The organism is Mesorhizobium sp. M0058 (genome assembly GCF_040323095.1).
Lineage (GTDB): Bacteria > Pseudomonadota > Alphaproteobacteria > Rhizobiales > Rhizobiaceae > Mesorhizobium.
Genome location: NZ_JAMYUQ010000012.1, coordinates 1 through 23,730 on the forward strand (window position 1 = coordinate 1; position 23,730 = coordinate 23,730).

Annotated in this window: 28 protein-coding genes, 1 tRNA gene and 1 pseudogene; 11 read left to right on the forward strand and 19 right to left on the reverse strand. The window is 62.6% G+C overall.

Features of this window, described 5'->3' with window-relative positions:
- Positions 1–160 precede the first annotated feature (160 nt).
- From NKJ75_RS20940 to NKJ75_RS20975, 8 genes are all read right to left on the reverse strand, one after another.
- Complete coding sequence (locus NKJ75_RS20940) at positions 161–361, reverse strand: hypothetical protein (protein ID WP_352500134.1); 201 nt, start codon at positions 359–361, stop codon at positions 161–163.
- A complete protein-coding gene (locus tag NKJ75_RS20945) occupies positions 358–795 on the reverse strand; it encodes a hypothetical protein (RefSeq protein WP_352500135.1) in 438 nt (145 codons plus the stop codon). Before NKJ75_RS20945 ends, NKJ75_RS20940 begins: the two co-directional genes overlap by 4 nt.
- Positions 792–1,628 (reverse strand): hypothetical protein, encoded by an 837-nt coding sequence (locus NKJ75_RS20950; RefSeq protein WP_502903904.1) that lies wholly within the window; start codon positions 1,626–1,628, stop codon positions 792–794. The genes NKJ75_RS20945 and NKJ75_RS20950 overlap by 4 nt, the downstream gene beginning before the upstream one ends.
- A gap of 29 nt (positions 1,629–1,657) precedes the next feature.
- Positions 1,658–1,837, reverse strand: a complete 180-nt coding sequence (locus NKJ75_RS20955) for a hypothetical protein (RefSeq protein WP_352500136.1) — start codon at positions 1,835–1,837, stop codon at positions 1,658–1,660.
- Positions 1,837–2,034 (reverse strand): helix-turn-helix transcriptional regulator, encoded by a 198-nt coding sequence (locus NKJ75_RS20960; RefSeq protein ID WP_352500137.1) that lies wholly within the window; start codon positions 2,032–2,034, stop codon positions 1,837–1,839. The genes NKJ75_RS20955 and NKJ75_RS20960 overlap by 1 nt, the downstream gene beginning before the upstream one ends.
- A gap of 87 nt (positions 2,035–2,121) precedes the next feature.
- Positions 2,122–2,799 (reverse strand): hypothetical protein, encoded by a 678-nt coding sequence (locus NKJ75_RS20965; RefSeq protein WP_352500138.1) that lies wholly within the window; start codon positions 2,797–2,799, stop codon positions 2,122–2,124.
- Between the two features lie 23 nt (positions 2,800–2,822).
- A tRNA-Arg gene (locus NKJ75_RS20970) sits at positions 2,823–2,899 on the reverse strand.
- Between the two features lie 195 nt (positions 2,900–3,094).
- Positions 3,095–4,627 carry an ATP-binding protein gene (locus tag NKJ75_RS20975; protein WP_023728827.1) on the reverse strand — a complete coding sequence of 511 codons (1,533 nt, stop codon included), beginning with the start codon at positions 4,625–4,627 and terminating at the stop codon, positions 3,095–3,097.
- 301 nt (positions 4,628–4,928) lie between these two features.
- Here NKJ75_RS20975 and rpmH point away from each other — a divergent pair, with 301 nt between their 5' ends.
- From rpmH to yihA, 6 genes are all read left to right on the forward strand, one after another.
- Complete coding sequence (gene rpmH / locus NKJ75_RS20980; RefSeq protein WP_008833937.1) at positions 4,929–5,063, forward strand: 50S ribosomal protein L34; 135 nt, start codon at positions 4,929–4,931, stop codon at positions 5,061–5,063.
- A gap of 16 nt (positions 5,064–5,079) precedes the next feature.
- Positions 5,080–5,433, forward strand: a complete 354-nt coding sequence (rnpA, locus tag NKJ75_RS20985; RefSeq protein ID WP_352500139.1) for a ribonuclease P protein component — start codon at positions 5,080–5,082, stop codon at positions 5,431–5,433.
- Positions 5,434–5,447: 14 nt separating this feature from the next.
- Entirely contained in the window at positions 5,448–7,262 is a 1,815-nt protein-coding gene (gene yidC, locus NKJ75_RS20990) for a membrane protein insertase YidC (protein ID WP_023828837.1), read from the forward strand.
- A 340-nt stretch (positions 7,263–7,602) separates the two neighbouring features.
- Positions 7,603–8,169 carry a fasciclin domain-containing protein gene (locus NKJ75_RS20995; protein ID WP_023696020.1) on the forward strand — a complete coding sequence of 189 codons (567 nt, stop codon included), beginning with the start codon at positions 7,603–7,605 and terminating at the stop codon, positions 8,167–8,169.
- A gap of 319 nt (positions 8,170–8,488) precedes the next feature.
- A complete protein-coding gene (locus tag NKJ75_RS21000; RefSeq protein WP_023744902.1) occupies positions 8,489–9,127 on the forward strand; it encodes a CatB-related O-acetyltransferase in 639 nt (212 codons plus the stop codon).
- Positions 9,124–9,783, forward strand: coding sequence for a ribosome biogenesis GTP-binding protein YihA/YsxC (yihA, locus tag NKJ75_RS21005; protein WP_352500140.1), 660 nt, complete (start codon positions 9,124–9,126; stop codon positions 9,781–9,783). The genes NKJ75_RS21000 and yihA overlap by 4 nt, the downstream gene beginning before the upstream one ends.
- A gap of 66 nt (positions 9,784–9,849) precedes the next feature.
- On the opposite strand, the gene NKJ75_RS21010 is transcribed toward yihA, so the two are convergent.
- On the reverse strand, positions 9,850–10,593 hold the full coding sequence (locus tag NKJ75_RS21010) for a TetR/AcrR family transcriptional regulator (protein WP_023748263.1): 744 nt from the start codon (positions 10,591–10,593) through the stop codon (positions 9,850–9,852).
- 146 nt (positions 10,594–10,739) lie between these two features.
- Between NKJ75_RS21010 and NKJ75_RS21015 the strand changes: the two genes are divergently transcribed.
- Positions 10,740–11,921, forward strand: coding sequence for an HlyD family secretion protein (locus tag NKJ75_RS21015; protein WP_023732747.1), 1,182 nt, complete (start codon positions 10,740–10,742; stop codon positions 11,919–11,921).
- A 21-nt stretch (positions 11,922–11,942) separates the two neighbouring features.
- On the forward strand, positions 11,943–13,544 hold the full coding sequence (locus NKJ75_RS21020) for a DHA2 family efflux MFS transporter permease subunit (protein ID WP_023755369.1): 1,602 nt from the start codon (positions 11,943–11,945) through the stop codon (positions 13,542–13,544).
- A gap of 117 nt (positions 13,545–13,661) precedes the next feature.
- Here the strand turns inward: NKJ75_RS21020 and NKJ75_RS21025 are convergent.
- The 5 genes and pseudogenes from NKJ75_RS21025 to NKJ75_RS21045 all read right to left on the reverse strand — a co-directional run.
- Positions 13,662–13,796: pseudogene (locus NKJ75_RS21025) on the reverse strand (aromatic-ring hydroxylase C-terminal domain-containing protein); the annotation flags it as partial.
- Positions 13,797–13,803: 7 nt separating this feature from the next.
- Complete coding sequence (msrB, locus tag NKJ75_RS21030) at positions 13,804–14,298, reverse strand: peptide-methionine (R)-S-oxide reductase MsrB (protein WP_023834591.1); 495 nt, start codon at positions 14,296–14,298, stop codon at positions 13,804–13,806.
- 211 nt (positions 14,299–14,509) lie between these two features.
- Positions 14,510–15,067: a fasciclin domain-containing protein gene (locus NKJ75_RS21035; RefSeq protein ID WP_023739778.1), complete on the reverse strand. Its 558-nt coding sequence runs from the start codon at positions 15,065–15,067 to the stop codon at positions 14,510–14,512.
- A 223-nt stretch (positions 15,068–15,290) separates the two neighbouring features.
- Positions 15,291–16,013, reverse strand: a complete 723-nt coding sequence (locus tag NKJ75_RS21040) for an anti-sigma factor (protein ID WP_023736962.1) — start codon at positions 16,011–16,013, stop codon at positions 15,291–15,293.
- Entirely contained in the window at positions 16,010–16,549 is a 540-nt protein-coding gene (locus tag NKJ75_RS21045; protein ID WP_023673234.1) for a sigma-70 family RNA polymerase sigma factor, read from the reverse strand. Before NKJ75_RS21045 ends, NKJ75_RS21040 begins: the two co-directional genes overlap by 4 nt.
- A 410-nt stretch (positions 16,550–16,959) precedes the next feature.
- Between NKJ75_RS21045 and NKJ75_RS21050 the strand changes: the two genes are divergently transcribed.
- Positions 16,960–17,118: a hypothetical protein gene (locus tag NKJ75_RS21050; RefSeq protein WP_023732753.1), complete on the forward strand. Its 159-nt coding sequence runs from the start codon at positions 16,960–16,962 to the stop codon at positions 17,116–17,118.
- A gap of 100 nt (positions 17,119–17,218) precedes the next feature.
- Positions 17,219–18,112, forward strand: coding sequence for an acetylglutamate kinase (gene argB, locus NKJ75_RS21055; protein WP_013528489.1), 894 nt, complete (start codon positions 17,219–17,221; stop codon positions 18,110–18,112).
- Between the two features lie 42 nt (positions 18,113–18,154).
- Here the strand turns inward: argB and NKJ75_RS21060 are convergent, their stop codons facing one another.
- From NKJ75_RS21060 to NKJ75_RS21070, 3 genes are all read right to left on the reverse strand, one after another.
- A complete protein-coding gene (locus NKJ75_RS21060; RefSeq protein ID WP_352500141.1) occupies positions 18,155–18,553 on the reverse strand; it encodes a RidA family protein in 399 nt (132 codons plus the stop codon).
- A gap of 108 nt (positions 18,554–18,661) precedes the next feature.
- On the reverse strand, positions 18,662–20,209 hold the full coding sequence (bchE, locus tag NKJ75_RS21065; RefSeq protein WP_023834589.1) for a magnesium-protoporphyrin IX monomethyl ester anaerobic oxidative cyclase: 1,548 nt from the start codon (positions 20,207–20,209) through the stop codon (positions 18,662–18,664).
- Positions 20,210–20,320: 111 nt separating this feature from the next.
- Positions 20,321–20,797, reverse strand: coding sequence for an Lrp/AsnC family transcriptional regulator (locus NKJ75_RS21070; protein ID WP_023834588.1), 477 nt, complete (start codon positions 20,795–20,797; stop codon positions 20,321–20,323).
- Positions 20,798–20,936: 139 nt separating this feature from the next.
- Here NKJ75_RS21070 and phhA point away from each other — a divergent pair, with 139 nt between their 5' ends.
- Positions 20,937–21,773, forward strand: coding sequence for a phenylalanine 4-monooxygenase (gene phhA, locus NKJ75_RS21075; protein WP_023834587.1), 837 nt, complete (start codon positions 20,937–20,939; stop codon positions 21,771–21,773).
- A 197-nt stretch (positions 21,774–21,970) separates the two neighbouring features.
- Here the strand turns inward: phhA and NKJ75_RS21080 are convergent, their stop codons facing one another.
- Positions 21,971–23,410: a GMC oxidoreductase gene (locus NKJ75_RS21080; RefSeq protein ID WP_023744895.1), complete on the reverse strand. Its 1,440-nt coding sequence runs from the start codon at positions 23,408–23,410 to the stop codon at positions 21,971–21,973.
- Entirely contained in the window at positions 23,407–23,577 is a 171-nt protein-coding gene (locus NKJ75_RS21085; RefSeq protein WP_023673226.1) for a hypothetical protein, read from the reverse strand. Before NKJ75_RS21085 ends, NKJ75_RS21080 begins: the two co-directional genes overlap by 4 nt.
- Positions 23,578–23,730 lie beyond the last annotated feature (153 nt).

Genomic DNA, 23,730 nt, shown 5'->3' on the forward strand with positions numbered 1-23,730 from the left:
GTCGCTCGGCGGGTCGGGAAAAAACCCACTTCCGATATTTCCGGGCTGCGCAAATTTTTCGTGAACATGAGCCCCGAGCGGTTGGACCCCCGTGACCGCCCAGAGATTGACCTCCCCCCCCCCGGGGTGGGTCCTTCATTCCCTTCCGGGCGCGGTTGGGTCATTCGATGACCTCCCGATCTCGCCGCTGCAATTCGCGGTCAAGCACGCCGGCGACGAGATCACCGGCGGCCGATCGGCCTGACCTGGCGATGTCGTCGAGCTCGGCCCGCAGGGTGCGCGACGGCATCTCCTGCGCTCGCTCGGCGAGCTCGGCGAGCGCGTTGTCGACGAGGCGGAGAGCGAGCGCGGCGGCGGTCATGCGGCTCTCTCCATCGCGTTGTGCTTGTGCACGAGGTCCACAAACCACTTCTGTTGCTTCTCGGTGAGCCAGACTTGATCATCATCGCCGCCCGCCAGAGCGGTTCGAATCACGAAGGCAACAAAGCCAGCTTCCTTGTCCGGCAATCGGCATTTGTGCAGGAGGAAGCGCGCCAACTTCAGCACATCGCCGCGACAGAGCGGCTCCAGTTGATCAGCGCACCTTGGGCTTTGCTGGACAGGGCGATCGCGATAGACGATGCGGTCGAGCGCCGGCCTGTCGAGCGCAGCAACCAGGTCGTGCAGGTCGGCGCCGGCAGCGCCGAGCGTTCTGATGATGGCGCGCGCTGTGGCGACGACCTCTCCATCGTGATCACTTGCGAGGCGCGGGATTAGCTTTCCGATCTTGGCGATTTGCTCCCGACCTATGGTCATTGTGGAGGTTCTTTCGTTACTCGACGCGTGTCTGTTTCGGTCGCGCGGCTGTAGTGCGAGTCAGTTGGAGACTGGCTTGAAGGGCGCGGCGTTGCCGGTGGGCGTGGCGCATTGCCGAAAAGCCATTGCCCGAACGATTCACCGTTGGTGGGGCCCGCAGAGGTCTTGGTGTGTGGATCTCTCGGAGTGCCAGAGCGATTACTCGCTGCGTGCTCGATGTCGGTGAGCGCGCCCCGGAGGGCGCGCGCCGCCTCGGCTTCAGTCGCGAACCGACCGAGGGTAAAATCAACGCCGTCAAGTCGAACCGCTGCACGCCACGCTGAACGTTTTCGATCCAGCCAGACACGGCCGGAGGTGTGGTGATTTAAGCCGACTTTTGAGGGTATAGATTCTACTTCCCCGCGCGAGGGCTTGGGAGCAACCGCTTTTCGTGCCGGTAACAATGCCGGTTGCACCCACGTTTCCGTGCCGGTTGCACCCACATGGTGTAACCGGTCTTTCGTGCCGGTTGCACCCACACTTCTAAGCGAGGTCACTACCTCCCGAGAAAGGTCGAACGACTGCTCGATTGACAGGTGAACGAGGTCAGTCATTCGACCGGCCTTGCCGCCGCTGCTGCGTCGGTCCCGGGTGATCATGCCTACATGATCGAGCAGCTTGATCGAGTTGCGAACTGCTCGCTCTCCAAGGCCGGCATGGTGCGCGATTCCTGTCTGGGACTTGTTGCAGCGGCCGTTTTTATCAGCGAGGTCAGCCATGGCGCGCAGCACCAGGAGCAGCGTGCCGTCGGCGACGTGCTGTCGATCCAGCCACTTTCGTGCCGCTGCGCTCACGATCGATCAACCAATCCGTCGGCGCCGCGTCACGCGGACACCTCGCGCCTGTGCGGCGAAGCCTCGCGCAGGATCGCAACGGCCTCGATCGGACCGGCGTCGAAGCGCCTCCGGATCATCGGGATCAATGGACGTTCGGCCGTCGACCAGTTCTCACGCAGCCAGGCGACGGCGCTCGCATGGTCGGCCGGCGTGAGAGACGTGGTCATCACGCAGCAGCTCTGTCGCGCGCTTCGATCCGAGCCTGAAGCCAAGCTTCGATATCGGCTTCCGGCCAGCCAACACGACGGGCCGTGAGTTGGATAGGCTTCGGGAAGCGTCCATCCGATATTTCTTGGTAGAGGGTGCGACGCGAAAGACCGGTGCGGTCAAGCACCCCATCGATGGGAAGAATACGAGTCGACATCAAATGCGCTCCATTTTCTGAAGGAGTGCATGGAAGCGCTAATTCGTGCCGTTGTGCAGTGGCGAGAGTTAGCTGGGTTTAGGCGCGTTATTCCGCCACGTCCCGGATCGCGGCTAAGATGGCTCGGCTACCTTCCTCCTGATTTCGAGAAAAGCGCTGATAATCCCGGATCGCATGTGACGACATTTCCGGCGTCATGCTTCCGCCCAGGTTCTCAGGCGCGCGGACCAGCTTTACCGGGCCGGCCGCAGCGACCAAGAACGCGACCATTGGACCGCCGACCTCGTCGCGCTTCTGGCGCCGACCGACCGGCTGGCCGAGACGGCGGTCCCAGAAATGGCAGAGCTCCCATAGGAATTGCCGCCACGACCAGTTGGCATTCGCATGGGGGATTTCGTCCTCGGCGTGGGCGGCCGCATGCTCTGACCAGTTCGCCAGCCCGAGCAGCTGAGATATTAGGTCCGATCGCTCCGGGTAGTCGTCCACCCATTGTTCTTGCGACCAGTGCCCGCCGGCCTCGAGCTCCTCGAGCAGCTGCACTGCGGCCGCATTGATGCGCCGGCAACTGGCCTGAAATTCGGTCCAGCTTTGCTTCCGTTCCACCGTCGTCGGCGTTTGGAGGTAGTGGTGGGCAAGCATTTCGAGGGATTCGACCTCCGGGCATCCAGCCGCCAGCAAGGCGGCACGCTCGTCGACGGAATAGCGGAAACCAAGGCGTTCCTGTGCCCCCTGTGTGCCCCCAGCTATTTCGCGACTTTCGGGCATTGGGCTCAAACCCTTGGAAAATATGGCGCGCCCGAAGAGATTCGAACTCCTGACCCCCAGATTCGTAGTCTGGTGCTCTATCCAGCTGAGCTACGGGCGCGCAACAGGCCATGCTTTACATAGCCCCGCTAACCGATCCTGACGACCGGCCGCGACAAGACGTGTTCCCTAGCGACTGAATTTCCGAAAAGCAAGCCAATCCGGCAAAAGTTTTGTCGCAGCTGCTTTCGACGGTGCCGATCAAGGTGTGCTGAGATTCAGCTAAGTCCGACTTCGGCTGAATATCAAATACAGCTCAGGCCGGGCGGCGCAGGCCGCTGCGGGCCTGGTCGAGGCGGACCGGCTGGTCGGGGATGGTGACGGCGAAGGTGGTGCGTCCGCCGATCGATTCGACCAGCTCCACCGTGCCGCCATGGGCGCGGATCAGTTCATGCGCGATGGCCAGGCCAAGGCCGGTGCCGCCGCTGCGGGCCGAGCCGCGAAACGCCGCGAACAGGTTTTCTCGCGCCTTCGCCGGCAGGCCGGGACCGGTGTCGGTGACAATGATGCGGCTTACGCTGCCTATGCGCTCGGCCGATACGGCGAGCCGGCGCACCAGCGCGCTCTCGGCGTCGGCCGCCATCGCCTGGACCGCGTTGCGACACAGATTGGTGAGCACGCGAAACAGCTGGTCGGAATCGGCATCGACCTCGAAGGCGAGCTCGACGGCATTGACGAATTCGATGCCGTCCTCGATGTCGAGCAGGCCGTGGACGTCGTCGACCAGCTGGCGCAGCCGCAAGCGGCGGCGTGAGGGCGCCGGCTCCTGCGTGCGGCCATAGTGGAGCACGCCTTCGGAATAGGAGACGGCGCGGTCGAGCGCGCGCAAGAGCTTTGGCGCGAAGGCCTGCACGGTCGGGTCCTTGACCAGGCGCAGGCGGTCCGACATCAGCTGCGCCGAGGCCAGGATGTTGCGCATGTCGTGGTTGATCTTGGAGACGGCGAGGCCAAGGTCGGCAAGGTGCTTCTGCTCCGACAGCATCTTTTGCAGCCGTTCCTGCATCTGCGACAGTTCGCGCTCGGCAACGCCGATCTCGTCGGCGCGGGCGGCCGGGTGGATGATGCGCCCTGGATCGTCGGGCGCCTCGGAGAAGGACAGCATCGAGCGCGTCATGGTGCGGATCGGGCCGATCATGATCAGGTCGATCGCGGCATAGACCAGCATTGCGGTGAACAACGAGATCAGCAGCGAGACGAAGGCGACGTTGCGCGAATAGCGCAGCATGGCGTTGCGCAGGGAATAGTCGGGCATGATCAGCTCGAATTCCTTGTCGCTGTCGCCGACCGGGCCGAACACCCTGAGCATGCGCTTGCCGCCGAAGAACAGCGTATCCAGCGCCCCGGTCATGCCCTTGATCATGCCGACATTGGCGATATCGATATGCTCGTCGACCTGCGGCGGCATCTCGGCCACCACCAGCAGGCGCGACACGCCGCCGTCGCGCACCGCGATCGCCTTGGCGCCGATTGCCATCAGCACGTCGTTCTGGGCGGCGCGGGAGAGCGAATTGGGCTCGCCCTGCACCAGCACGATCGACACCGCGGCAGCGGTGCTTAGCCGCTCCTTCAGCCAGGCCAGGCGGTAGCTGGCGATCCAGGGCAGGAAAATGAGGACTTCGGCCAGGAGCACGAAGACAATGGTGAGCAAGAGCAGCTTGGTCGACAGGCCGCGCGCCAAGGGCACTGAACGATTGGGCACCGAACGGCTCGCAACCGGGCGAACGGTCGCCGGGCTGGCATCGGCTGTCGCCGGGCCGCTCCCTTCATCCGCTGATGCAACTTCGCTCATTAAGGCCTGTCTTCACAAACGCTTGATCGGTTGAGATTAGGCGATTGCGGCTTTTTTGCCAATTTCATCCTTCGTTGGACGATGGTGCCAGCAATAAAAGACCGCCTCGAACTGGGTGTTCGCGCTGCGACGAACTCATAGTTCGCGCTGGATTGACTCCCAAAACCCTTCTTTCTATAAGCCGCTCACGCTCGGGCCATTCGTCCCGGCGCGGTTTCGATCGCGCCAATGCCGGCCCGGCAAAGCTCCTGTTACACAGTGACAGAATCAAGAAGGGCCGCACCCCGCGGTATTAAAACAAATGAAGCGTACCTACCAACCGTCCAAACTCGTCCGCAAGCGCCGGCACGGTTTCCGTGCTCGCATGGCCACCAAGGGTGGTCGCGGCGTCGTCGCAGCTCGCCGCAACCGCGGCCGCAAGCGGCTCAGCGCCTGAACGGAAGACGAGATCGTTGCCCGCAACCGGCAAGCCAGTGGGACCAAACCCCAAGCGGCTTCTGAAACGTGCGGAATTCCTGGCCGTCCGCCGCGGTGAAAAGCGGCGCGGGCGGCTTTTTCTCGTCGAAGTTCTCGACCGCAATGACGGCCTGCCGCCGCGCGTCGGCTTCACCGTCACCAAGAAGGTCGGCAATGCGGTTGTCCGCAACCGCGTCAGGCGGCGGCTGAAAGAAGCCGTGCGCACCCATGCCGCAAGTGACATGGCGCCCGGCAATGACTATGTCATCGTCGGGCGTGAAGACGTGCTCACCATTCCGTTCGGCCAGTTGGAGGCCGAACTCTCCCGCCGTCTCAGCGGAACACGATAGGCCAAGGGCTTTCGATGGAAAACAACCGGAACTTCTACATCACCATCGTCTTGTCGGTGCTGATCCTCGGGCTGTGGCAATATTTCTATGTGCTGCCGCGCAGCGAACAGCAGCGCGAGGCGGCCCGCATCGAAGAGCAGCGGGCGGCGGAGCAGAAGAAGGCGGCCGAGGCCGCCAACCCCGGCGGCACGCCGGCGCCCGCAGCGCCCGGCGCCATTCCAAACGCGCCCGGCACCTATGTCACGACGCCGGAAGGCCGCGCGCAGGAAGTGGCCAAGACGGCCCGCGTCAACATCGACACGCCGAGCCTGTCGGGCTCGATCAACCTCACCGGCGCCCGCCTCGACGACCTAAAGCTCAAGCACTACACCGAGACGGTCGACAAGACATCGCCGCAGATCCAGCTGCTCAATCCGCAGGCGCTGCCCACCGGCTATTATGCCGAGATCGGCTTTGTCGGCAGTGACACGACCGGCACGGTGCCAGGCCCGGAAACGGTCTGGAGCGTCGACGGCAATGCGACTCTGACGCCGGCGACGCCAGTGACGCTGACCTTCACCAACGACAAGGGCCTGACCTTCAAGCGCACGATCTCCGTCGACGGCGACTACATGTTCACCGTTTCCGATGCGGTGCAGAATTCAGGCTCGGCCCCGGTCACGCTGTCCAATTACGGCCGGGTCATCCGTTTCGACAAGCCGGCCGTCGCCAGCTCCTATGTGCTGCATGAAGGGCTGATCGGCGTCACCGGCACGGAAGGCCTGCAGGAGCACAAATACGCCGACATCGAGAAGAACAAGCTCTATACGCCGAGCAAATCGACCGATGGCTGGCTTGGCATCACCGACAAATATTGGGCGGTTACCCTGGTGCCGACCGAGAAGCAGCCGTTCCAGCCGCACTATGCCTATTACGACAATGGCCGCCCGCGCTACCAGTCGGACTTCCTCACCGACCCGATCACCATTGCCGCCGGGCAGTCGGCGACGGTCGAGACCGAGATCTTCGCCGGCGCCAAGGAAGTCAACAAGATCAACGCCTACGCCCAGGACCGCCAGATCAGGCTGTTCGACCGGCTGATCGATTGGGGATGGTTCATCTGGATCACCAAGCCGATGTTCTACCTGATCGACACGCTGTACAAATTCTTCGGCAATTTCGGTCTGGCCATCCTTGCCACCACCGTCGTCGTCAAAACCCTCTTCTTCCCGCTCGCCAACAAATCCTATGCGTCGATGGCGAACATGAAGAAGGTGCAGCCCAAGATGCTCGAGATCCGCGAGAAATACGCGGACGACAAGATGAAGCAGCAACAGGCGATGATGGAGCTGTACAAGACCGAGAAGATCAATCCGCTCGCCGGCTGCTGGCCGGTGGCGCTGCAGATCCCGGTGTTCTTCTCGCTCTACAAGGTGCTCTACATCACCATCGAGATGCGGCACGCGCCGTTCTTCGGCTGGGTCCAGGATCTGGCCGCGCCCGATCCGACCTCGGTCTTCAACCTGTTCGGCCTGCTGCCCTTCGCGCCGCCGGCATTCCTGCCGCATATGGGCGCCTGGGCGGTGGTCATGGGCATCACCATGTTCCTGCAGATGCGCATGAACCCGACGCCGCCGGATCCGACGCAGGCGCAGATCTTCACCTGGATGCCGGTGATCTTCACCTTCATGATGGGCAGCTTCCCGGCCGGTCTCGTCATCTACTGGGCCTGGAACAACACGCTGTCGATCCTGCAGCAGGGCGTGATCATGAAGCGCCAGGGCGCCAAGATCGAATTGTGGGACAATCTGACGGCATTGTTCCGAAAGAAACCCTCGCCGGCTGAATAAACGGCGTGGCAATCAAAGCCCCGGCTCGTCCGGTGTTTTTTGTGGACGAGGCGCTCATCACGTTCCCGTGAGGCGCGAAACTTGCGGCGTGCAACCGGCGTGGCTGCTGCTTGTACCGCCAAGGCCGATCAACACCGATCAGCCCTAATCCGAAGACCGTTGTTTTTGATCCGTGACCCCGTCATGTCCATCGCGGGGATGCGGCGCGTGGAATGGGCATTCTCCTTTAAGTATTTGTTATCATTATCATTTTTTACGCTGCACCGAAACTTTCCCGCAATCGCCGCGTAACTCTTCCCGACAATCGAATCAACAATTGTCGCACCAGAAGGGTTCTCCAATGGCAAAGTCCATCCTCAAGGCATTATGCTTTTCCGCCGGCCTGGCTCTATCGGGCCTCGCAGCGACGACGGCCTATACGCTCGCCAATCCCGCCGTTGGCGGCGCTGCGATGCTGACCTCCAAGAACATCGTCGAGAACGCCCTCAACTCGCCGATCCACAAGACGCTGGTTGCCGCCGTCAAGGCCGCCGGCCTGGTCGACACGCTGGAAAGCGCGGGACCCTTCACGGTGTTTGCGCCGACCGATTCCGCCTTCAAGAAACTTCCGGCCGGCACCGTCGCCACGCTGGTGAAGCCCGAAAACAAGGACAAGCTGACCAAGATCCTGACCGCCCATGTCGTGGCCGGAAAGATCTCGGCCAAGGAGATGATGACCAAGGCCAAGGCGATGGGCGGCAAGTATGAGATGAAGACCGTTAGCGGCGACACGCTGATCGCCGAGGTCAAGGGCGGCTCGCTCTACATCGTCGACGAGTCCGGCGGCGCCGCCAAGGTGACGGTCGCCGACGTCAACCAGTCGAACGGCGTCATCCACGTCGTCAACAAGGTGCTGTTGCCGAAGTAACGGCTTTACGCAACGGGGAATGACGGCGGGCTACGACGGGCTTTCTCGGTCTGCCTTCCCCACCTCACGAGGAGGTGCCATTCTTTTGAAGCCGTCTTCGACACCACCGGGGTCCTGCTTGTCCTTCGCAGGGCCCCGTTTTTTTGGGTTTCAGGGCGCCTTAGCCGACGGCGGCGGTCGACCTGATCGTGATCTGCCGCGGCACGAACTGAACATCGAAGCCCAGCAGGGCTCGCTCATCGGGCGATTGGTGCTATAGGGCGGATCACGCCATCTAGAATGGCGGCTTTAATTTGCGCCACTCTCGACGGATCTCGCCATGGACGGACCCAACCCAGACATCAAACACCCCATCCCGATGCACACCCGCGTCGGCTTCCTCAAGCCCCTGGTCACCGCGCCGAATATCGAGATCGGCGAGTTCACCTACTATGACGATCCTGACGGACCGGACAAATTCGCCGAGCGATGCGTGCTGCATCATTATCCCTTCATCGGCGACAAGCTGATCATCGGCAAGTTCTGCGCCATCGCCGAGGGCGCGCGCTTCATCATGAACGGCGCCAACCATGCCATGTCCGGCTTTTCCACCTATCCGTTCAACATTTTCGGCCATGGCTGGGAGCAAGGCTTCGACCCGAAGACGTGGTCGCAGGAAGTGCGTGGCGACACGGTGGTCGGCAATGATGTATGGATCGGCATGGATGCGGTGATCATGCCCGGCGTGTCGGTCGGCAATGGCGCCATCGTGGCGGCGAAATCGGTGGTGACGCATGACGTGCCGGACTATGCGATCGTCGCCGGCAATGCGGCAAAGGTGGTGAAGATGCGTTTCGACGACAGGACGGTGCGGCGGTTGCTGGCTGTGGCGTGGTGGAATTGGCCGGTGGACAAGATCGGCCGCAACCTCAACGCCATCCGAGGCGCCGATATTTCCAGGCTGGAGGCAGCAATTTGAACGCGCCGGGCAACACCGTCATCGGCACCGACCTGTTCACCAAGGGGTGGATCTTCATCCGCGGCGTGCCGGCGATGAAGTTCCTGCCGCCGGAGGGGCCGCCGGAGATCGCCTTTGCCGGCCGCTCCAATGTCGGCAAGTCGTCGCTGATCAATGCGCTGGTCGGCCATAACGGGCTGGCGCGCACCTCCAACACGCCGGGCCGCACGCAGGAGCTCAACTATTTCGTGCCGGGCGGGTTTTCCGGCGAAGGCGCCGACTTGCCGCCAATGGCGCTGGTCGACATGCCGGGCTACGGCTATGCCAGCGCGCCGAAGGAAAAAGTCGACGATTGGACCAAGCTGGTCTTCGATTATCTCAAGGGCCGCGTGACGCTGAAGCGAGTCTATGTGCTGATCGATTCCCGGCATGGCATCAAAGCCAAGGACGACGAGGTGCTGTCACTGCTCGACAAGGCGGCGGTGTCCTACCAGATCGTGCTGACCAAGACCGACAAGATCAAGGCCGCCGGCGTGCCGCGGCTGATCGAAGAGACATTACTGAAGATCAAGAAGCGACCGGCGGCGTTTCCGTTCGTGCTCGCCACGTCGTCGGAAAAGGGCGAGGGTCTGGACGAACTGCGCGCGGCGATCGTGCTGGCGGCCAATGGCGGTTAAAAGCAACTCCGGGAAAAGTGTGAAGCGGTTTTCCGTCCGGAGTTGCGAAAAAAGACCTTTGGCTAACTAGGCCTTTGCCTTTGGCTTCGCCTCCACGGCGATCATCTGGTGGCTTTCTTCCTCGGCAAGCTTTTCGGTGCCGTAGGACTTCAGGAACAGGCTGACGCCCGACCGCACGATGTGGTCGATTTCATCCTGGCTCGGCGCCTTGGTGCGGTAGGCGAAGATGCACTGGCGAAACAGGCCGGCGAGGCACAGTTCGGTGAATTGATAAGCGGCAAGATCGACATCATCGATCTTGAGCAGGCCGCGTTCGATGGCTGCATTGAGGAACTTGACCACCTTGTCGTGGCCGCGTTTGGGGCCACGTTCGTAAAACCGCGCGCCCATGTCCGGTATCCTGTCGGAGGCGCCGATCACGGTGCGTTGCGCCTGGATGACCTTGGCCGAGGTGATCTTCATCGACAGCACCTTGCCGAATTTCACCAGCGTCTGGCGCAGATCGTCGGCGCGGTCGAGCATGTCGTACATGTTCTTGAAGATGGTGCCGCGCTCTTCCTCGATCAGCGCCTCGAACAGCTCTTCCTTGTTGGCGAAGTAGACATAGATCGTGCCCTTGGAGACGCCGGCCTCGCGGGTAATGTCGTTCATCGACGCCGCTTCGAAGCCCTTGTCGATGAACACGCGCCGCGCGCCCTCAATGATCTGGCTGCGCTTGACCGGATCCTGGCCCGCCGCCGGGCGGCCGCGACGCGCACTATCCAGCACATCGCAGGGATCATTTTCGACGTCGGGTAACGTGTCGGCCATTAAAGTCACACCTCGCGAAATAATTCGAACCGAGCGGTTCGATTGCTCTTGATATGGGCCTGCTTTAGCGCTATGTCAACGTTCGCATCGAACCGAACGGTTCAGTATAACACATTTTCCTTATGTAGCTACGGTAGCGAGATATCATGTCCTCGAACACGCCAACCACCGCCGAAGTCCGCCCCTTTCCCAACGCCAAGGTCTCGCCGGTTATCGAAGCGCCGGAAGCGCCCATCAAGCCTGCCGCCGAAGTTTTGGCCGAGGTGCCGGCCAAGAAGAAGCGGTCGGCTCGCTCGTTCATGCTGCCGATCATCGGCCTCGCTCTGCTCAGCGCCGGCGCCTGGTATGGCTATAATTACTGGACCGACGGCCGGTTCCTGATCTCGACCGACGATGCCTATGTCCAGGCCGACATGTCGTTCGTCTCGCCGAAGATTTCCGGCTATGTCGATCAAGTCAAGGTCTCGGAGAACCAGCAGGTCAAGGCCGGCGATCCGCTGCTGACGATCGACGACGGCGACTACAGAATAGCCGTTGCCCAGGCGGAGGCGCAGATCGCCACGCTGGCCAAGACGCTCGACCGTATCGACGCGCAGACCAAGGCGGCGCAAGCTTCGCTGCAACAGGCGCAGGCGCAGAAGGTCGCCGACCAGGCGGCAGCCGACAACGCCGCTCGCGCCCAGCAGCGCGCCGCGCAACTGGTCAAGACGCATGTCGGCACGCAGGCGCAACTGGACGATGCCCAGACCGCTCTCGACCAGGCCAATGCGGCCCTTGTCGGCGCCGACGCGCAGATTGCAGCCGCACAGGCCAATATCGGCGTGTTCGAAGCGCAGCGCGCCGAATCGGCCAGCACGCTGGCTTCGCTGCGGCTGAACCGCGACAAGGCCGCGCGCGATCTTTCCTTCACCGTGCTCAAGGCGCCTTATGACGGCGTGGTCGGCAACCGCTCGGTCGAGCAGGGCGACCTCGTCAGCCCCGGCCAGAAGCTCGCCGTCGTGGTGCCGCTGGACAAGCTCTACATCGTTGCCAACTTCAAGGAGACGCAGCTGGCCAAGCTGGTGCCCGGTGAGAAGGTGCGGGTCTCGGTCGACGCCACGGACGGCCATGATTTCGAAGGCACGGTGTCGTCTCTGGCGCCGGCTTCGGGTGCGGTGTTCTCGCTGCTGCCGCCGGAAAATGCCACCGGCAACTTCACCAAGGTGGTGCAGCGCATCCCGGTTCGCATCGACGTGCCGGCCGATGTGCTGAAGGCAGGCAGGCTGCGCGCCGGCCTGAGCGTCGTCGTCGCCGTCGACAGCCGCACGGCTCCGGCTACGGCGAACTGAGCGAAAGCCGGGAGCAACGCCATGGCAACCGCAACCATAACTGCAGGAGCGGCGCCGGCGCCTGCCATGCCGGCGGTACCGACGACCATCTCGACGCGCCGCCTCATCGCCTTCCTGGCGATGGTGTTCGGCATGTTCATGGCGATCCTCGACATCCAGATCGTCTCAGCCTCGCTGGCCGAGATCCAGGCCGGCCTCAGCGCCAGTTCCGACGAAATCCCATGGGTGCAGACCGCCTATCTGATCGCCGAAGTGGTGATGATCCCGCTGTCGGGCTTCCTCAGCCGGATGCTGTCGACGCGCGTGCTGTTTGCAGGCGCTGCGGCCGGCTTCACGGCGGCCAGCGCGCTGGCCGCGACCGCCACCAACATCGACCAGATGATCGTCTACCGAGCCATCCAGGGCTTTATCGGCGGCGGCATGATCCCGAGCGTTTTCGCCGCCGCCTTCACCATTTTCCCGCCGTCGCGCCGCGCCATGGTGTCGCCGATGATCGGCCTGGTGGCGACGCTGGCGCCGACCATCGGCCCGACCGTCGGCGGCTATATCAGCCATGCCATGTCGTGGCACTGGCTGTTCCTCATCAATGTCATTCCAGGCATTCTGGTGACGGTCACGACTTGGACCCTGATCGATTTCGACAAGCCCAATCTCGGCCTGTTCAGCAAGTTCGACTGGTGGGGCCTTGCCGGCATGGCGGCGTTTCTCGGCTGCATGGAATATGTGCTCGAGGAAGGTCCGAACCATGACTGGCTGCAGGAACAGGCCGTGTTCATCTGCGCCATCATCATGGTTGTCGGTGCGGCGCTGTTCTTCTGGCGTGCCTTCACCGCCGAGGAGCCGATCGTCGATCTCAGGGCCTTCACCAACGTCAATTTCGCCTTCGGTTCGTTGTTCTCTTTCGTCATCGGCATCGGCCTGTACGGTCTGACCTATCTCTACCCGGTGTTCCTCGGGCGCATCCGCGGCTACGATTCCTTGATGATCGGCGAAGCCCTGTTCGTCAGCGGCCTGGCGATGTTCGTCACTGCGCCGATTTCCGGCATCCTGTCGAGCAAGATGGATTTGCGCATCATGATGATGATCGGGCTGTTCGGTTTCGCTGCCGGCACATGGTGGATGACGCATCTGACCGCCGACTGGGATTTCTGGGAATTGCTGATCCCGCAGATCCTGCGCGGCAGCTCGATGATGCTGTGCATGGTGCCGATCAACAACATTGCGCTCGGCACCTTGCCGCCGGACCGGCTGAAGAACGCGTCGGGCCTGTTCAACCTGACCCGCAACCTCGGCGGTGCGGTCGGCCTTGCCGTCATCAACACCGTGCTGATCGATCGCAGCGCCTTCCACTACGCCAGGCTGGCCGAGCATGTGGAATGGGGCAGTGCGGCGGCGCAGACCAAGCTGCAGAACATGACGCTCGACTTCCAGCAGACGCCTGGTCTCGACGCCACCAAGGCCGCGATCTCCAAACTGTCGGGCATGGTCCAGCAGCAGGCGTCGCTGCTGTCGTTCATGGATGTGTTCACCATGCTGACCGTGCTGTTCGCGACCATGGCGGTCTTCACCCTGGTCATCGCCAAGCCGGCGCCGCCCGCGGGCAGCGGTGGCGGAGGCCATTGAGCGCGCCGGACCCCCCGCCTGGCGCCCTCATGTGTGACGCCGGAAATCACCCCCGATTTCCGGGGTCACGCTTAAGCATCGATCGTTATCAAGCTCCTTGGTCGAACACCCGGCGCGCTATGCTGCGGCAGGCGGCCCAAACCATTTGGTCAGCGAGTCGGTTAGCCCGGCTGCTTCAGGGCCGCCGACCCAGGCCACATAACCGTCAGGCCGGACCAGCACAGAGCCGGGTGCTTTGACCGCGCCCAGCACCGAACGGTCAGGCAGTGGCCGGCTTGAAGCTGAGCGCCACGCCGTTGATGCAATGGCGCAGGCCGGTCGGCGCCGGGCCATCGTCGAAGACATGGCCGAGATGGCCGCCACAGCGGCGGCAGTGGACCTCGGTACGGGTCATGCCGAGCGAACGGTCCTCGGTCTTGCCGACGGCGTTGGCAATCTCCTGCCAGAAGCTCGGCCAGCCGGTGCCGGACTCGAACTTGGTCTCCGAGGAATAGACCGGCAGGTCGCAACCGGCGCAGGCGAAAATGCCCTTGCGGTGCTCGTTCAGCAGCGGGCTGGTGCCGGGATATTCGGTGCCTTCCTTGCGCAGCACGTTGAAGGCTTCGTCGGACAGGATGGCGTGCCATTCGGCGTCGGTCTTGGTGACCTCGAAGGTTTCGGCAGCCTTAGCGGGCCCGCCCATGCGCAACGTTGCCGCCGCGCCGGCCACGGCAGCGATGGCGGCGCCGCTCAAAAGCAAATCTCGACGGTTCATGACAGAAATCCTCCTGCGGGTTGTTTTGCCAAATTTGGCCGCCACTGGAAAATCAAAAGCCGGTGACGGTTGTCCTGCAAACGAACGCTCCACACCGGCTCCGCGCTTGTTGCGGACGGGATGGAGCGCTCGGTCGTTTGCTCGGCCCACGGGGGCGGGGCCGCGCAATCTGCAGGAGCTTACCGCCTGTTCGTCGGCGGCAGGGGCTTTGTTACATCTTCGGCAGCAGGACCTTGTCGATGACGTGGATGACGCCGTTCGACTGCTCGACATCGGCGATCGTGACATTGGCGACATTGCCGTTCTCGTCGGCTACGGTGACCTTGCCGCCATCGGCCTTGAGCGACAGCTCGCAGCCGCCAACCGTCTTGACCTTATGGGTTCCGCCATCGGCCTTGGCCATCGAGGCGACATCGGCGCCCATCGCCTTGGCGCCGATGACATGGCAGGTCAGAATCTTGGTGAGCTTGTCCTTGTTCTCGGGCTTGAGCAGCGTCTCGACCGTGCCAGCCGGAAGCGCGGCGAACGCCTCATTGGTCGGCGCGAAGACGGTGAACGGGCCGGCGCCCTGCAGTGTCTCGACCAGGCCGGCAGCCTTGACCGCGGCGACCAGCGTGGTGTGATCCTTCGAATTGACGGCGTTCTCGACGATGTTCTTGTTGGCGTACATGGCGGCGCCGCCAACCATCGGATTCTCGGCATAGGCGATTGTGGCGAGGGCGGAGACGGCAATGGTACCGGCGAGCAAAAGGGTGGCGATTCTACGCATAGGTTCGAACTCCTCGGGGTTATTGTTTCCTCTTTCGGGAACATGAGGAGATACGGAATAGAACTGCCTGAGTTTCCGCGCGCCGGGAAAAATTTATCCTTTATCTTGTCGGCGAATTATCTCCGGAGATCGAATCTCTAATCTCCAGCAGCGTATCCAAAACGAAAACAGCGGAAGATCTACTTCCGCTGACTTCATTATCACGTCATGGTTTTACGATCTATCAGATGCCCTTCAGGTCGCCCGCGGCAACGACCGGTCCGGTCGGCTGTCCCGTCGTCGAACCGCCCGTCGGCTCGACGCTGACAGCAAGCACGGCGCCCTGCGCCAGCTTCTGCTGCACGGCCGGGGTAACCGGGATATGGGCGACCTGGCCGGCGGGGATGACGCCCATCGAGACCGGAGCATTCTTGCCTTCGATCATCCACAGTTCGAAGTCCTTGCCGGCGGCGCGTTCGCCCGAAACCAGCGACAGGCCGACATCGCGGCGGGAAGCGTCGTAGACGACAAGGTATTTGACATCGCTGCCTTCGGCAGCCAGCGAGGCGACGAGGCGCTCCTGCGGCACGACGACCGGCGACCTGACGTAAGGCACGGCGACATAGAGCACCAGGGCCGCGAGAGCCGCTGCGGTGAGGCCGCGCCAGAAGCTAAGGCTGGACCACAGGCTGCCGCTCGGGGCCGTCGTCGACGCCGCGGTGGAGGAGAACAGCCGGCGATCGATAGCCGGCTTGATGGTGGCCGGCGGCTCTACCTCAGCATAAGCGGCAGCCATCGGCGAGAGATTCACTTCCCAGGAATCGACGAGACGGGCAAAGCCGGTCTCCGCGTCGATGCGTCCGGAGGCTATCTGGCGCTCATCCGCCGGCAGCACGCCGAGAACGTATTCGGCTGCGAGCAGGTCGTCGCCTCCACGTTCCGGTCCATTTTCTTCTGCCAGGGTCATCTTTCCAGACATTCTCTAAGTTTCAACAGGCTGCGGCGCAGCCATGTCCGCATCGTGTTGAGCGGAACCTTGTGACGTTCCGCGAGCTCGGCGTAACTTTCGCCGTTCAAATACGCACCCCGAACGGCTTGCGCCCGGTCTTGTTCCAACTCTTCAAGGCACTGATAGATGCGCTCGGATTCACCGCCCGCAACAACCATAGCCTCTGGCCCGGGACCGGGGTCAGCCACGTCGAGCGCGGCATCGATATCGGCAGCAGGCTTGCGTCGCGACCGGATGCGATCAATCGCATGATTGCGTGCTATGGCCACCAGCCAGGAGATTGGGCTGAGATCAGAAACAGCGAAACGATCCGCCTTCGTCCACACTTTGACGAAGACCTCTTGCAGCGCTTCTTCCGCATCTCCGCGATCCTTCAATACACGAAGGCACACGCCGAAAAGTTTCGCACTGGTTTGCCGGTAAAGCAGATCGAACGCAGTCCGATCCTTCATCGAGGTCCGGACAATCAGGGTGGAGATATCCTGCGGCGTCATACGGACAAGCTAAGCGATCACAATTTGTTTGCAAAGGCAGAAATCTTGTTGTCCACGCAATCGATGTCGCGCCCAATCGCCAGTAATCGCCGGTCGGTTGCCAAGGAAATCGGCTGTCGTTAGCCTCCCGCAAATAGGGGAACAGCAATGTCGGCCGAACGGATGCTGTGGGAGAACGATGCGACCGGCTTGGCAGAGCTGTTGCACAGAGGCGAGATCTCGCCGCCGGACGTTGTCGATGCTGCGATCGCGCGCGCCGAGGCAACCCGATCATTGCGCATCCGCCGCTTGCCTGCGCGCCATGGACCCGAAGAGGGCCGACGAGCTCATCGAAACCTGCTCGAAAAATTGCATCTGACCCGTGCCTTGGAGATCAGATCCCTGTTTGGGCGATTGATGGACAAGAGCCTGTGGTTCACCACTGGCCGGCGATCCAGAATGGCCTGCCGCTCGACATCCAGGGCGTCGGCCGCCCCGGCGACGAGCAGACGGTTTTGTCGCTCGCCGCGCAGATGGAGAAGATTTCCGGGTGGCTGACGCGGCGGGCGCCGCTCAAGGTGCCGGCCTGATCCGGCAGATTTCATCATCGTGATAGCAAAGCTGTTTGCGGCCTGGGCCAATTCCCGCTAAGACGCCGCCGTCCTTACCCACATCCAGGGAACCATGCCGATGACGGAGATCACCGCCACCGCCGAAATGCAGGCCGCCCTGCTCTCGCGGGCCCTGCCCTATATGCAGCGCTACGAGCACAAGACGGTGGTGGTGAAATATGGCGGTCATGCCATGGGCGATATCGAGCTCGGCAAGGCTTTCGCCCGTGACATCGCGCTGCTGAAGCAGTCCGGCGTCAACCCGATCGTCGTCCATGGCGGCGGGCCGCAGATCGGCGCCATGCTGGCCAAGATGGGCATCGAATCCAAGTTCGAAGGCGGCCTGCGCGTTACCGACCAGAAGACGGTCGAAATCGTCGAGATGGTGCTGGCCGGTTCGATCAACAAGGAGATCGTCGCGCTGATCAACGCCGAGGGCGAATGGGCGATCGGCCTGTGCGGCAAGGACGGCAACATGGTGTTCGCCGAAAAGGCGCGCAAGACCATGATCGACCCGGACTCCAACATCGAGCGTGTGCTCGATCTCGGTTTCGTCGGCGAGCCGGTCGAGGTCGACCGCACCCTGCTCGACCTGCTGGCACGCTCGGAAATGATCCCGGTGCTGGCGCCGGTGGCGCCGGGCCGCGACGGCCACACGTACAACATCAATGCCGACACCTTCGCCGGCGCCATCGCCGGCGCCTGCCAGGCGACGCGCCTTTTGTTCCTGACCGACGTGCCCGGCGTGCTCGACAAGAACAAGAAGCTGATCGACGAACTGACAGTGGCCGAAGCCAAGGCGCTGATCAAGGACGGCACGGTGTCGGGCGGCATGATCCCCAAGGTCGAGACCTGCATCGAGGCGATCGAGCGCGGCGTCGAAGGCGTCGTCATCCTCAACGGCAAGACGCCGCATGCGGTGCTTTTGGAACTGTTCACGGAACACGGCGCCGGCACGCTGATCGTGCCCTGAGGTGCAACTGGCTTGGCGGCCAGTCGATCGGCTGGCCAGCCGTTAGGCAGGCTGGGGCAGGCGCGCGATGACCTTTATCTCGAAGTCGAAGCCGGCTAACCAGTTGACGCCGACCGCCGTCCAATTGGTGTAGGGCGGTTCACCGAACACCTTCAGCTGAACGGCATCGATCACGGGCCATTGCGCTGCCGGATCCGTGTGGAAGGTGGTCACGTCGACTATATCGTCGAACGTGGCGCCCGCTGCTTTCAGCACGGCCGCGAGATTATCGAAGGCAAGCTGGACCTGCTTTTCGAAGACAGGTTCGGGCGACCCGTCCTCGCGGCTGCCGACCTGGCCCGAGACAAACAAAAGATCGCCTGATCGGATTGCAGCAGAATAGCGATTTATCTCGTAGAGAGCCTGCCGGCCGGCAGGAAAGATCGCGTCGCGTTTTGTCATTTTCACTCCATTGTCCGGGGCACTCACATACGTCCCGTATGCATGAGGTAGGTACATACGCTGCGTATGTCAATATGCATACGGTAGGTATGAAGGGCAGCGAGCCCGTCAGGCGCCGGCCGAGATCGCGACAGCCGCTTCGGCCGGCTTGAGCGGCGGGCGCATGACGACCATGGATTCCTCATCGGCATCCTGCGGCGCGCCCCAGAACTCAGCCAGCGTCGGACCATCCTTGAGGCGGCGGTCGCGGGCCAGAAAACCCCAGACCTCGCGGAACCACACGCGGCGGCCCATTTGCGTGTACCAGCGCATCGAATGGCGCTGTTCGGGATCGGGGTGGAAGAGAATGCGCGTCAGCGCCTTCGGCCGCGACTGCACCGCGACCTCGATCAGCTTGATCGAGAAGAACAGCATCCACGGTTTCAGCCGGGTCATCTGCAGCACCTGGTGCTTGTAGTCCCACAGCCGGGCATCCGTCTGAATCACCTTGCGGTTCTTGGCGATGCGGAAGAACGGCGTCCAGCGGTGCGGCGTGACATAGAGCGCCTGGATCTGGTCGGGGTCATAGGCAAGCAGCTGGCGAAAGCCGCGCCACAGATCGCGAAAGGTCTCATCCTCGAACCCGGCCACCCAGGTCGCCATGGACAGTATGCCATGCTGGCGGAGCAGCCGGACTGCCTCGCGGTCGGATGAGGTGCTGCCGCCCTTGCGGATTAATTGAAACGTCTGTTCGTCGGTGTTTTCCATGCCGAGCAGCCAGCGGATGACGCCGGCCTTGCGATAGAGGTGCAGGATGTCGGCATCGCGCACGATGTCATCGGCCCGGGTCGAGCCGACGATCAGCACCGGCACGTTCTCGGCGATCAGCGCATCGAGAAAGGCGCGCCAAACCTTCTTCGACACGGTCGGGTTTTCGTCGGCGAGGTTGATCAGTTCGACGCCGTGCTGGCGGTGCAGCCAGGCAATCTCCTGCGCAAATTTCTTGGGGTCGCGATGCCGCCAGCGGGTCCAGAAACCGCGTTGGCCACAATAGTTGCACAGATGCGGGCAGCCCCGCGAAAACTGCATGACCACGGCGCGCTTGCCGCCCCAATAGCTGTAGCGGCGGTGATCGATCAGCTCCCAGCCGACGCGGTACTCGTCCAGATCGGCAATGGTCCCGGCCGGCCGCGTCGCGAAGGGGCGGCCGAGATCGTCGCGATAGGCGATGCCCGCGACATCGGCCAGTGGCCGGCGATTGTCCAGTGCCACGACCAGGGCAAGGATGGTTGCCTCGCCCTCGCCGCGCACGATGAAGTCGAAGACATCGCTCGCCGCCAGTATGTCGCGCCAGTGATAGGTCGGGAACACGCCGCCATAGATCACCAGCGTCGCCGGCTCGAGCGCCTTGACCATGCGGGCGATCGCGAGCGCGGTGGGATGCGCCGAGGTCGAGCCGGAATGGCCGATCAGGATGCAATCGGGCTGGCCGCTGAGCGCATCGCGCACCAGCGTTTCCAACGGCATCGGCCCGAATTCGGCATCGACCAGCCGGACTTTATGGCCGGCTTCGATAAGCGGGCCGCCCAGTGCCAGCAGGCCGAGCGGTGGCAGATGGTCATCGGGCACGCGGCTGCCGATGGCGGTGTGCGGCGGATTGATCAGCACGATGTTCATGACGGACCTTTGAGCGACGGTCCGCATGGCGTAGCCGGCGTTTCAGTTTCGCATTTGGGCTCCGTTCAGCAGTTTGCGTGCAGCTTTTCCGCAGAAATGGCGGTGCGTGTCCTACCGCCTGAGGTGGGCGAGCGGCACGTGGCCCGGGCCCTTGATGTTCTGCAGCACCAGCTGGGTGTGAACGTCGCGCACGCCGGCAAGGCGCATCAGGCGGTGCATGACGAAGGCGTTGAGTTCGTCGACCGACGGCACCATGACGTGCAGCAGGAAATCGTGGTCGCCGGTCATCGTCCAGCATGACGACACTTCATCCATGCGTTGCACGGCGGCGATGAAGGTTTCGGGCGAACCGTCGCTGTGGCTGGTGAGCCGCACCTGGATGAACACCTCGACCATCAGGCCGACGGCGCGGCGGTTGAGCACGGCGGCAAAGCCCTTGATGATGCCGGCCCCCTGCAGCGCCTCGAAGCGGCGGGCGCAAGGCGTCGTCGACAGGCCGATCTCCTGCGCCAGTTCGGACACGGGCTTGCGTCCATCGCGCTGAAGCACATCCAGCATCTTGATCTCGAAATCGTCGAACTGAGGCATTTTCACTCTCTTTCAGCTTCTGTTCGGTGGTTTTTACCTCAAATCATGGACCCAAGCCATCATCAAAGCTGAATTGCCTCGCCGGCCGCCGCTAGACTCTGCGGACAGATTAAAGTGTCACGATCAGGGGAGAAGAACCATGACGACGATGAGCGTTGCCGAATATGCCCGTGATTGCGCGGCGCAAGGCCTGCGTGGCGACTATTCGGTCTGCCGTTCCGATTTCACCGTGGCGCAGGGCTACAACTACAGCGCTGACGAACAGGCGGTGTGGCGCACGCTGTGCGACCGGCAGACCAAGCTGACGCAGAAGCTGGCGCACCATTCCTATCTCGATGGGGTCGCCGCACTCGGCCTGCTCGACAAGATCCCGGATTTCGGCGCGGTCTCAGACAAGCTGCGCAAGCTGACCGGCTGGGAAATCGTCGCCGTGCCTGGCCTCATCCCGGCCGCGCCCTTCTTCGACCATCTCGCCAACCGCCGCTTCCCCGTTACCAACTGGCTTCGCACCAAGGACGAGCTCGACTACATCGTCGAACCCGACATGTTCCACGACTTCTTCGGCCATGTGCCCATACTGACGCAGCCGGTGTTTGCCGACTTCATGCAGATATATGGCGAAAAGGCCGAGAGCGTGATTGCGCTGGGCGGTGACGAGATGATCACCCGTCTCTACTGGTACACCGCCGAATACGGCCTGATACAGGAGGAGGGCCAGAAGCTGAAAGCTTTCGGCGCCGGGCTGATGTCGTCGTTCACCGAATTGCAGTTCGCCGTCGCGAGCGCGGACGCGCACCACGTGCCCTTCGACCTCGAAACGGTGATGCGCACCGGTTACGAGATCGACAAGTTCCAGCGCGCCTATTTCGTGCTGCCGTCTTTCGACGTGTTGCGCGATGCGTTCCGGACCGCCGATTTCAAGGCGATCGTCGCCCGCCGCAAGGGGCAGCCGGCGCTGGACCCAGCGACGGTTTAGCAAATCCTGAAGGGTTGCGCGGCACCTATCCCCACCCTTAATCCCTCCCCACAAGGGGGAGGGAGATCTCGTTGGCGCTGATTTCCGAGGGTTTCGACACCAAGGCATGGGTAGCGCCGGCAGCAATCCTGTCGCGCCGTTCGCTTTTTTGACAATCAGACGGTGATGACTTCGTCACACCCGGGGGGATGACTTCGTCACACCGTGATTACTTTGGTCAGATGGTCGCCTAGCCGGCAGGCAAGTGCGGTGATCGTCGTCGTCGGGTTGCATTCGCCCGACGTGCAGAATACCGAGGAACCGCCGACATAGAGATTGTCCATGCCGTGCACCTTGCAGTTGGCGTCGACCACGCTCTTGGTGACATCGGTGCCCATGCGCGTGCCGCCCATATGATGGTGGCCGGCCAGTTCCTCATCCGTCGGGTAGTCCTCGCCATTGGTCAGCCAGTCCATGATGCGGACGCGGCCGAGGTCCTTCTCGATCAGCGTCGTTCCGAACAGCTTGAGCCCCTCGAGGATGGTGCGGCGCTCCAACGGCGACTTCTTCCAGTGCAGCTCGATGCGCGGCACGCCGGCACGGTCGACATCGGTCTTCGACAATTCGATATGGTTCGAGGCCAGCGGCGCCTGTTCCCAGGCGACGTAGAGCTGGGCCGCACAGCGCAGGTTTTGGCTGAGCTGGTAGGCGACCCATTCGGCGGCCTCGGGCGCGGTGCAGGCGAGGTCGGCAATCAGGCTCTTGACGCCGGCATAGGGCATCTCGATCAGGCGTATGCCGAAATTCATGATCTGCAGCCGCTCCATGGCGGCGAGCGTCGGCGAGAAGAACGCCTCGTTGACGGCGTCAACCTCGAACTCCCTGTAATCGGCCAGGATGGCATTGCCGCCCTCGAAGGTCGGGTGCTCCATCCAGTAGCGGCCAAGTGCCGTGGCGTTCGGCACCACGCCGCCATTCGAGCGCTGGTTCGACCATAGAAGCAGCCGCGAATTCTCCAGCCCGCCGGCGCAGACGATGAAATAATCGGCGCTGAAGGCGCCGGCATCCTTGCCGTTCGACCACAGCCTGGCGCCGGTCACTCGTTTGCCGTCCCCGGCAAGTTCGGTGGCATAGGTGTTGAGCACGAGCGCTATGTTCTTGCTCTTGTCGAGCTCGTCGGAGAATTTCTCGCCAAAGCGCACGGCCGGGCTCTTGATCAGCTGCACCCAGCGTATGTCGTCTGAAATCGGCACATCGGGCTTGAAGTCGGGAAGCTCGAGTATGTCGTGCACCTCGGACAGATAGGGCTCGATGTCGGTCCGGGCGATTGGCCAGCCGGTGTCCGGCGCCCATGCCTTGGGCTCAAAGTCCTGCTTGTCGAGCACGCGGCACCAGCCGGCCCAGTGGTTCGACGACCCGCCCATGAAGCGCAGCCGGGTGATGTCGAGATCGAAATATTGATCGCCGACCGTGGAGCCGCGATAGAAATCCTGAGATTCATCGCTGAATTCACGGGAACCGGCTTCCAGCATCACCACCGGAATGCCGGCGGCGCCGAGCTTTCTGGCGATGGTGGTGCCGGCAGGCCCGGAGCCGAGAATGCAGACCTTGGGCTTGAAATCCGAGGCTCGAAACGCCTCATAGCTGTCGAAGATCATGCCAGGTCGCTCCGCTTCAGGATCCAGCCATTGACCACGACGATCTCGTCGGGATCGGCCGGGGGGCGGTCGCTGTCAGGCAGCTTGCGAAAAAGCTGTAGCGCCGGCATCGCAATCAGCGCCTGCACGATGGTGCGGCGCGACATTTTCCTGATGAAGAAACTCATGACACGTCTCTGGATGGGGGCTTCGATCCACGCATGGCGTTCCCTGAACGGCACAGGTACCGGCCAGACATGCCATTCCCGTGCCAAGCCTTGCCTGTAAACGAGTTACAACCCGGTAAACGGCGCAGTTGCGTGGAAACAATGTTGGCGAAC

Coding starts and splice junctions, on each gene's coding strand:
- NKJ75_RS21045 (WP_023673234.1), bottom strand. CDS start 16,549: ATGACGCCGCAGGATATCTCCACCCTGATTGTCCGGACCTCGATGAAG.
- NKJ75_RS21085 (WP_023673226.1), bottom strand. CDS start 23,577: ATGAGTTTCTTCATCAGGAAAATGTCGCGCCGCACCATCGTGCAGGCG.
- NKJ75_RS21060 (WP_352500141.1), bottom strand. CDS start 18,553: ATGACAAAACGCGACGCGATCTTTCCTGCCGGCCGGCAGGCTCTCTAC.
- NKJ75_RS21080 (WP_023744895.1), bottom strand. CDS start 23,410: ATGATCTTCGACAGCTATGAGGCGTTTCGAGCCTCGGATTTCAAGCCC.
- NKJ75_RS20965 (WP_352500138.1), bottom strand. CDS start 2,799: ATGCCCGAAAGTCGCGAAATAGCTGGGGGCACACAGGGGGCACAGGAA.
- NKJ75_RS20940 (WP_352500134.1), bottom strand. CDS start 361: ATGACCGCCGCCGCGCTCGCTCTCCGCCTCGTCGACAACGCGCTCGCC.
- NKJ75_RS20955 (WP_352500136.1), bottom strand. CDS start 1,837: ATGACCACGTCTCTCACGCCGGCCGACCATGCGAGCGCCGTCGCCTGG.
- NKJ75_RS20960 (WP_352500137.1), bottom strand. CDS start 2,034: ATGTCGACTCGTATTCTTCCCATCGATGGGGTGCTTGACCGCACCGGT.
- NKJ75_RS20995 (WP_023696020.1), top strand. CDS start 7,603: ATGGCAAAGTCCATCCTCAAGGCATTATGCTTTTCCGCCGGCCTGGCT.
- rpmH (WP_008833937.1), top strand. CDS start 4,929: ATGAAGCGTACCTACCAACCGTCCAAACTCGTCCGCAAGCGCCGGCAC.
- yidC (WP_023828837.1), top strand. CDS start 5,448: ATGGAAAACAACCGGAACTTCTACATCACCATCGTCTTGTCGGTGCTG.
- NKJ75_RS20945 (WP_352500135.1), bottom strand. CDS start 795: ATGACCATAGGTCGGGAGCAAATCGCCAAGATCGGAAAGCTAATCCCG.
- phhA (WP_023834587.1), top strand. CDS start 20,937: ATGACGACGATGAGCGTTGCCGAATATGCCCGTGATTGCGCGGCGCAA.
- NKJ75_RS20975 (WP_023728827.1), bottom strand. CDS start 4,627: ATGAGCGAAGTTGCATCAGCGGATGAAGGGAGCGGCCCGGCGACAGCC.
- NKJ75_RS21040 (WP_023736962.1), bottom strand. CDS start 16,013: ATGACCCTGGCAGAAGAAAATGGACCGGAACGTGGAGGCGACGACCTG.
- NKJ75_RS21015 (WP_023732747.1), top strand. CDS start 10,740: ATGTCCTCGAACACGCCAACCACCGCCGAAGTCCGCCCCTTTCCCAAC.
- NKJ75_RS21020 (WP_023755369.1), top strand. CDS start 11,943: ATGGCAACCGCAACCATAACTGCAGGAGCGGCGCCGGCGCCTGCCATG.
- NKJ75_RS21010 (WP_023748263.1), bottom strand. CDS start 10,593: ATGGCCGACACGTTACCCGACGTCGAAAATGATCCCTGCGATGTGCTG.
- NKJ75_RS21070 (WP_023834588.1), bottom strand. CDS start 20,797: ATGCCTCAGTTCGACGATTTCGAGATCAAGATGCTGGATGTGCTTCAG.
- argB (WP_013528489.1), top strand. CDS start 17,219: ATGACGGAGATCACCGCCACCGCCGAAATGCAGGCCGCCCTGCTCTCG.
- NKJ75_RS21000 (WP_023744902.1), top strand. CDS start 8,489: ATGGACGGACCCAACCCAGACATCAAACACCCCATCCCGATGCACACC.
- bchE (WP_023834589.1), bottom strand. CDS start 20,209: ATGAACATCGTGCTGATCAATCCGCCGCACACCGCCATCGGCAGCCGC.
- msrB (WP_023834591.1), bottom strand. CDS start 14,298: ATGAACCGTCGAGATTTGCTTTTGAGCGGCGCCGCCATCGCTGCCGTG.
- NKJ75_RS21035 (WP_023739778.1), bottom strand. CDS start 15,067: ATGCGTAGAATCGCCACCCTTTTGCTCGCCGGTACCATTGCCGTCTCC.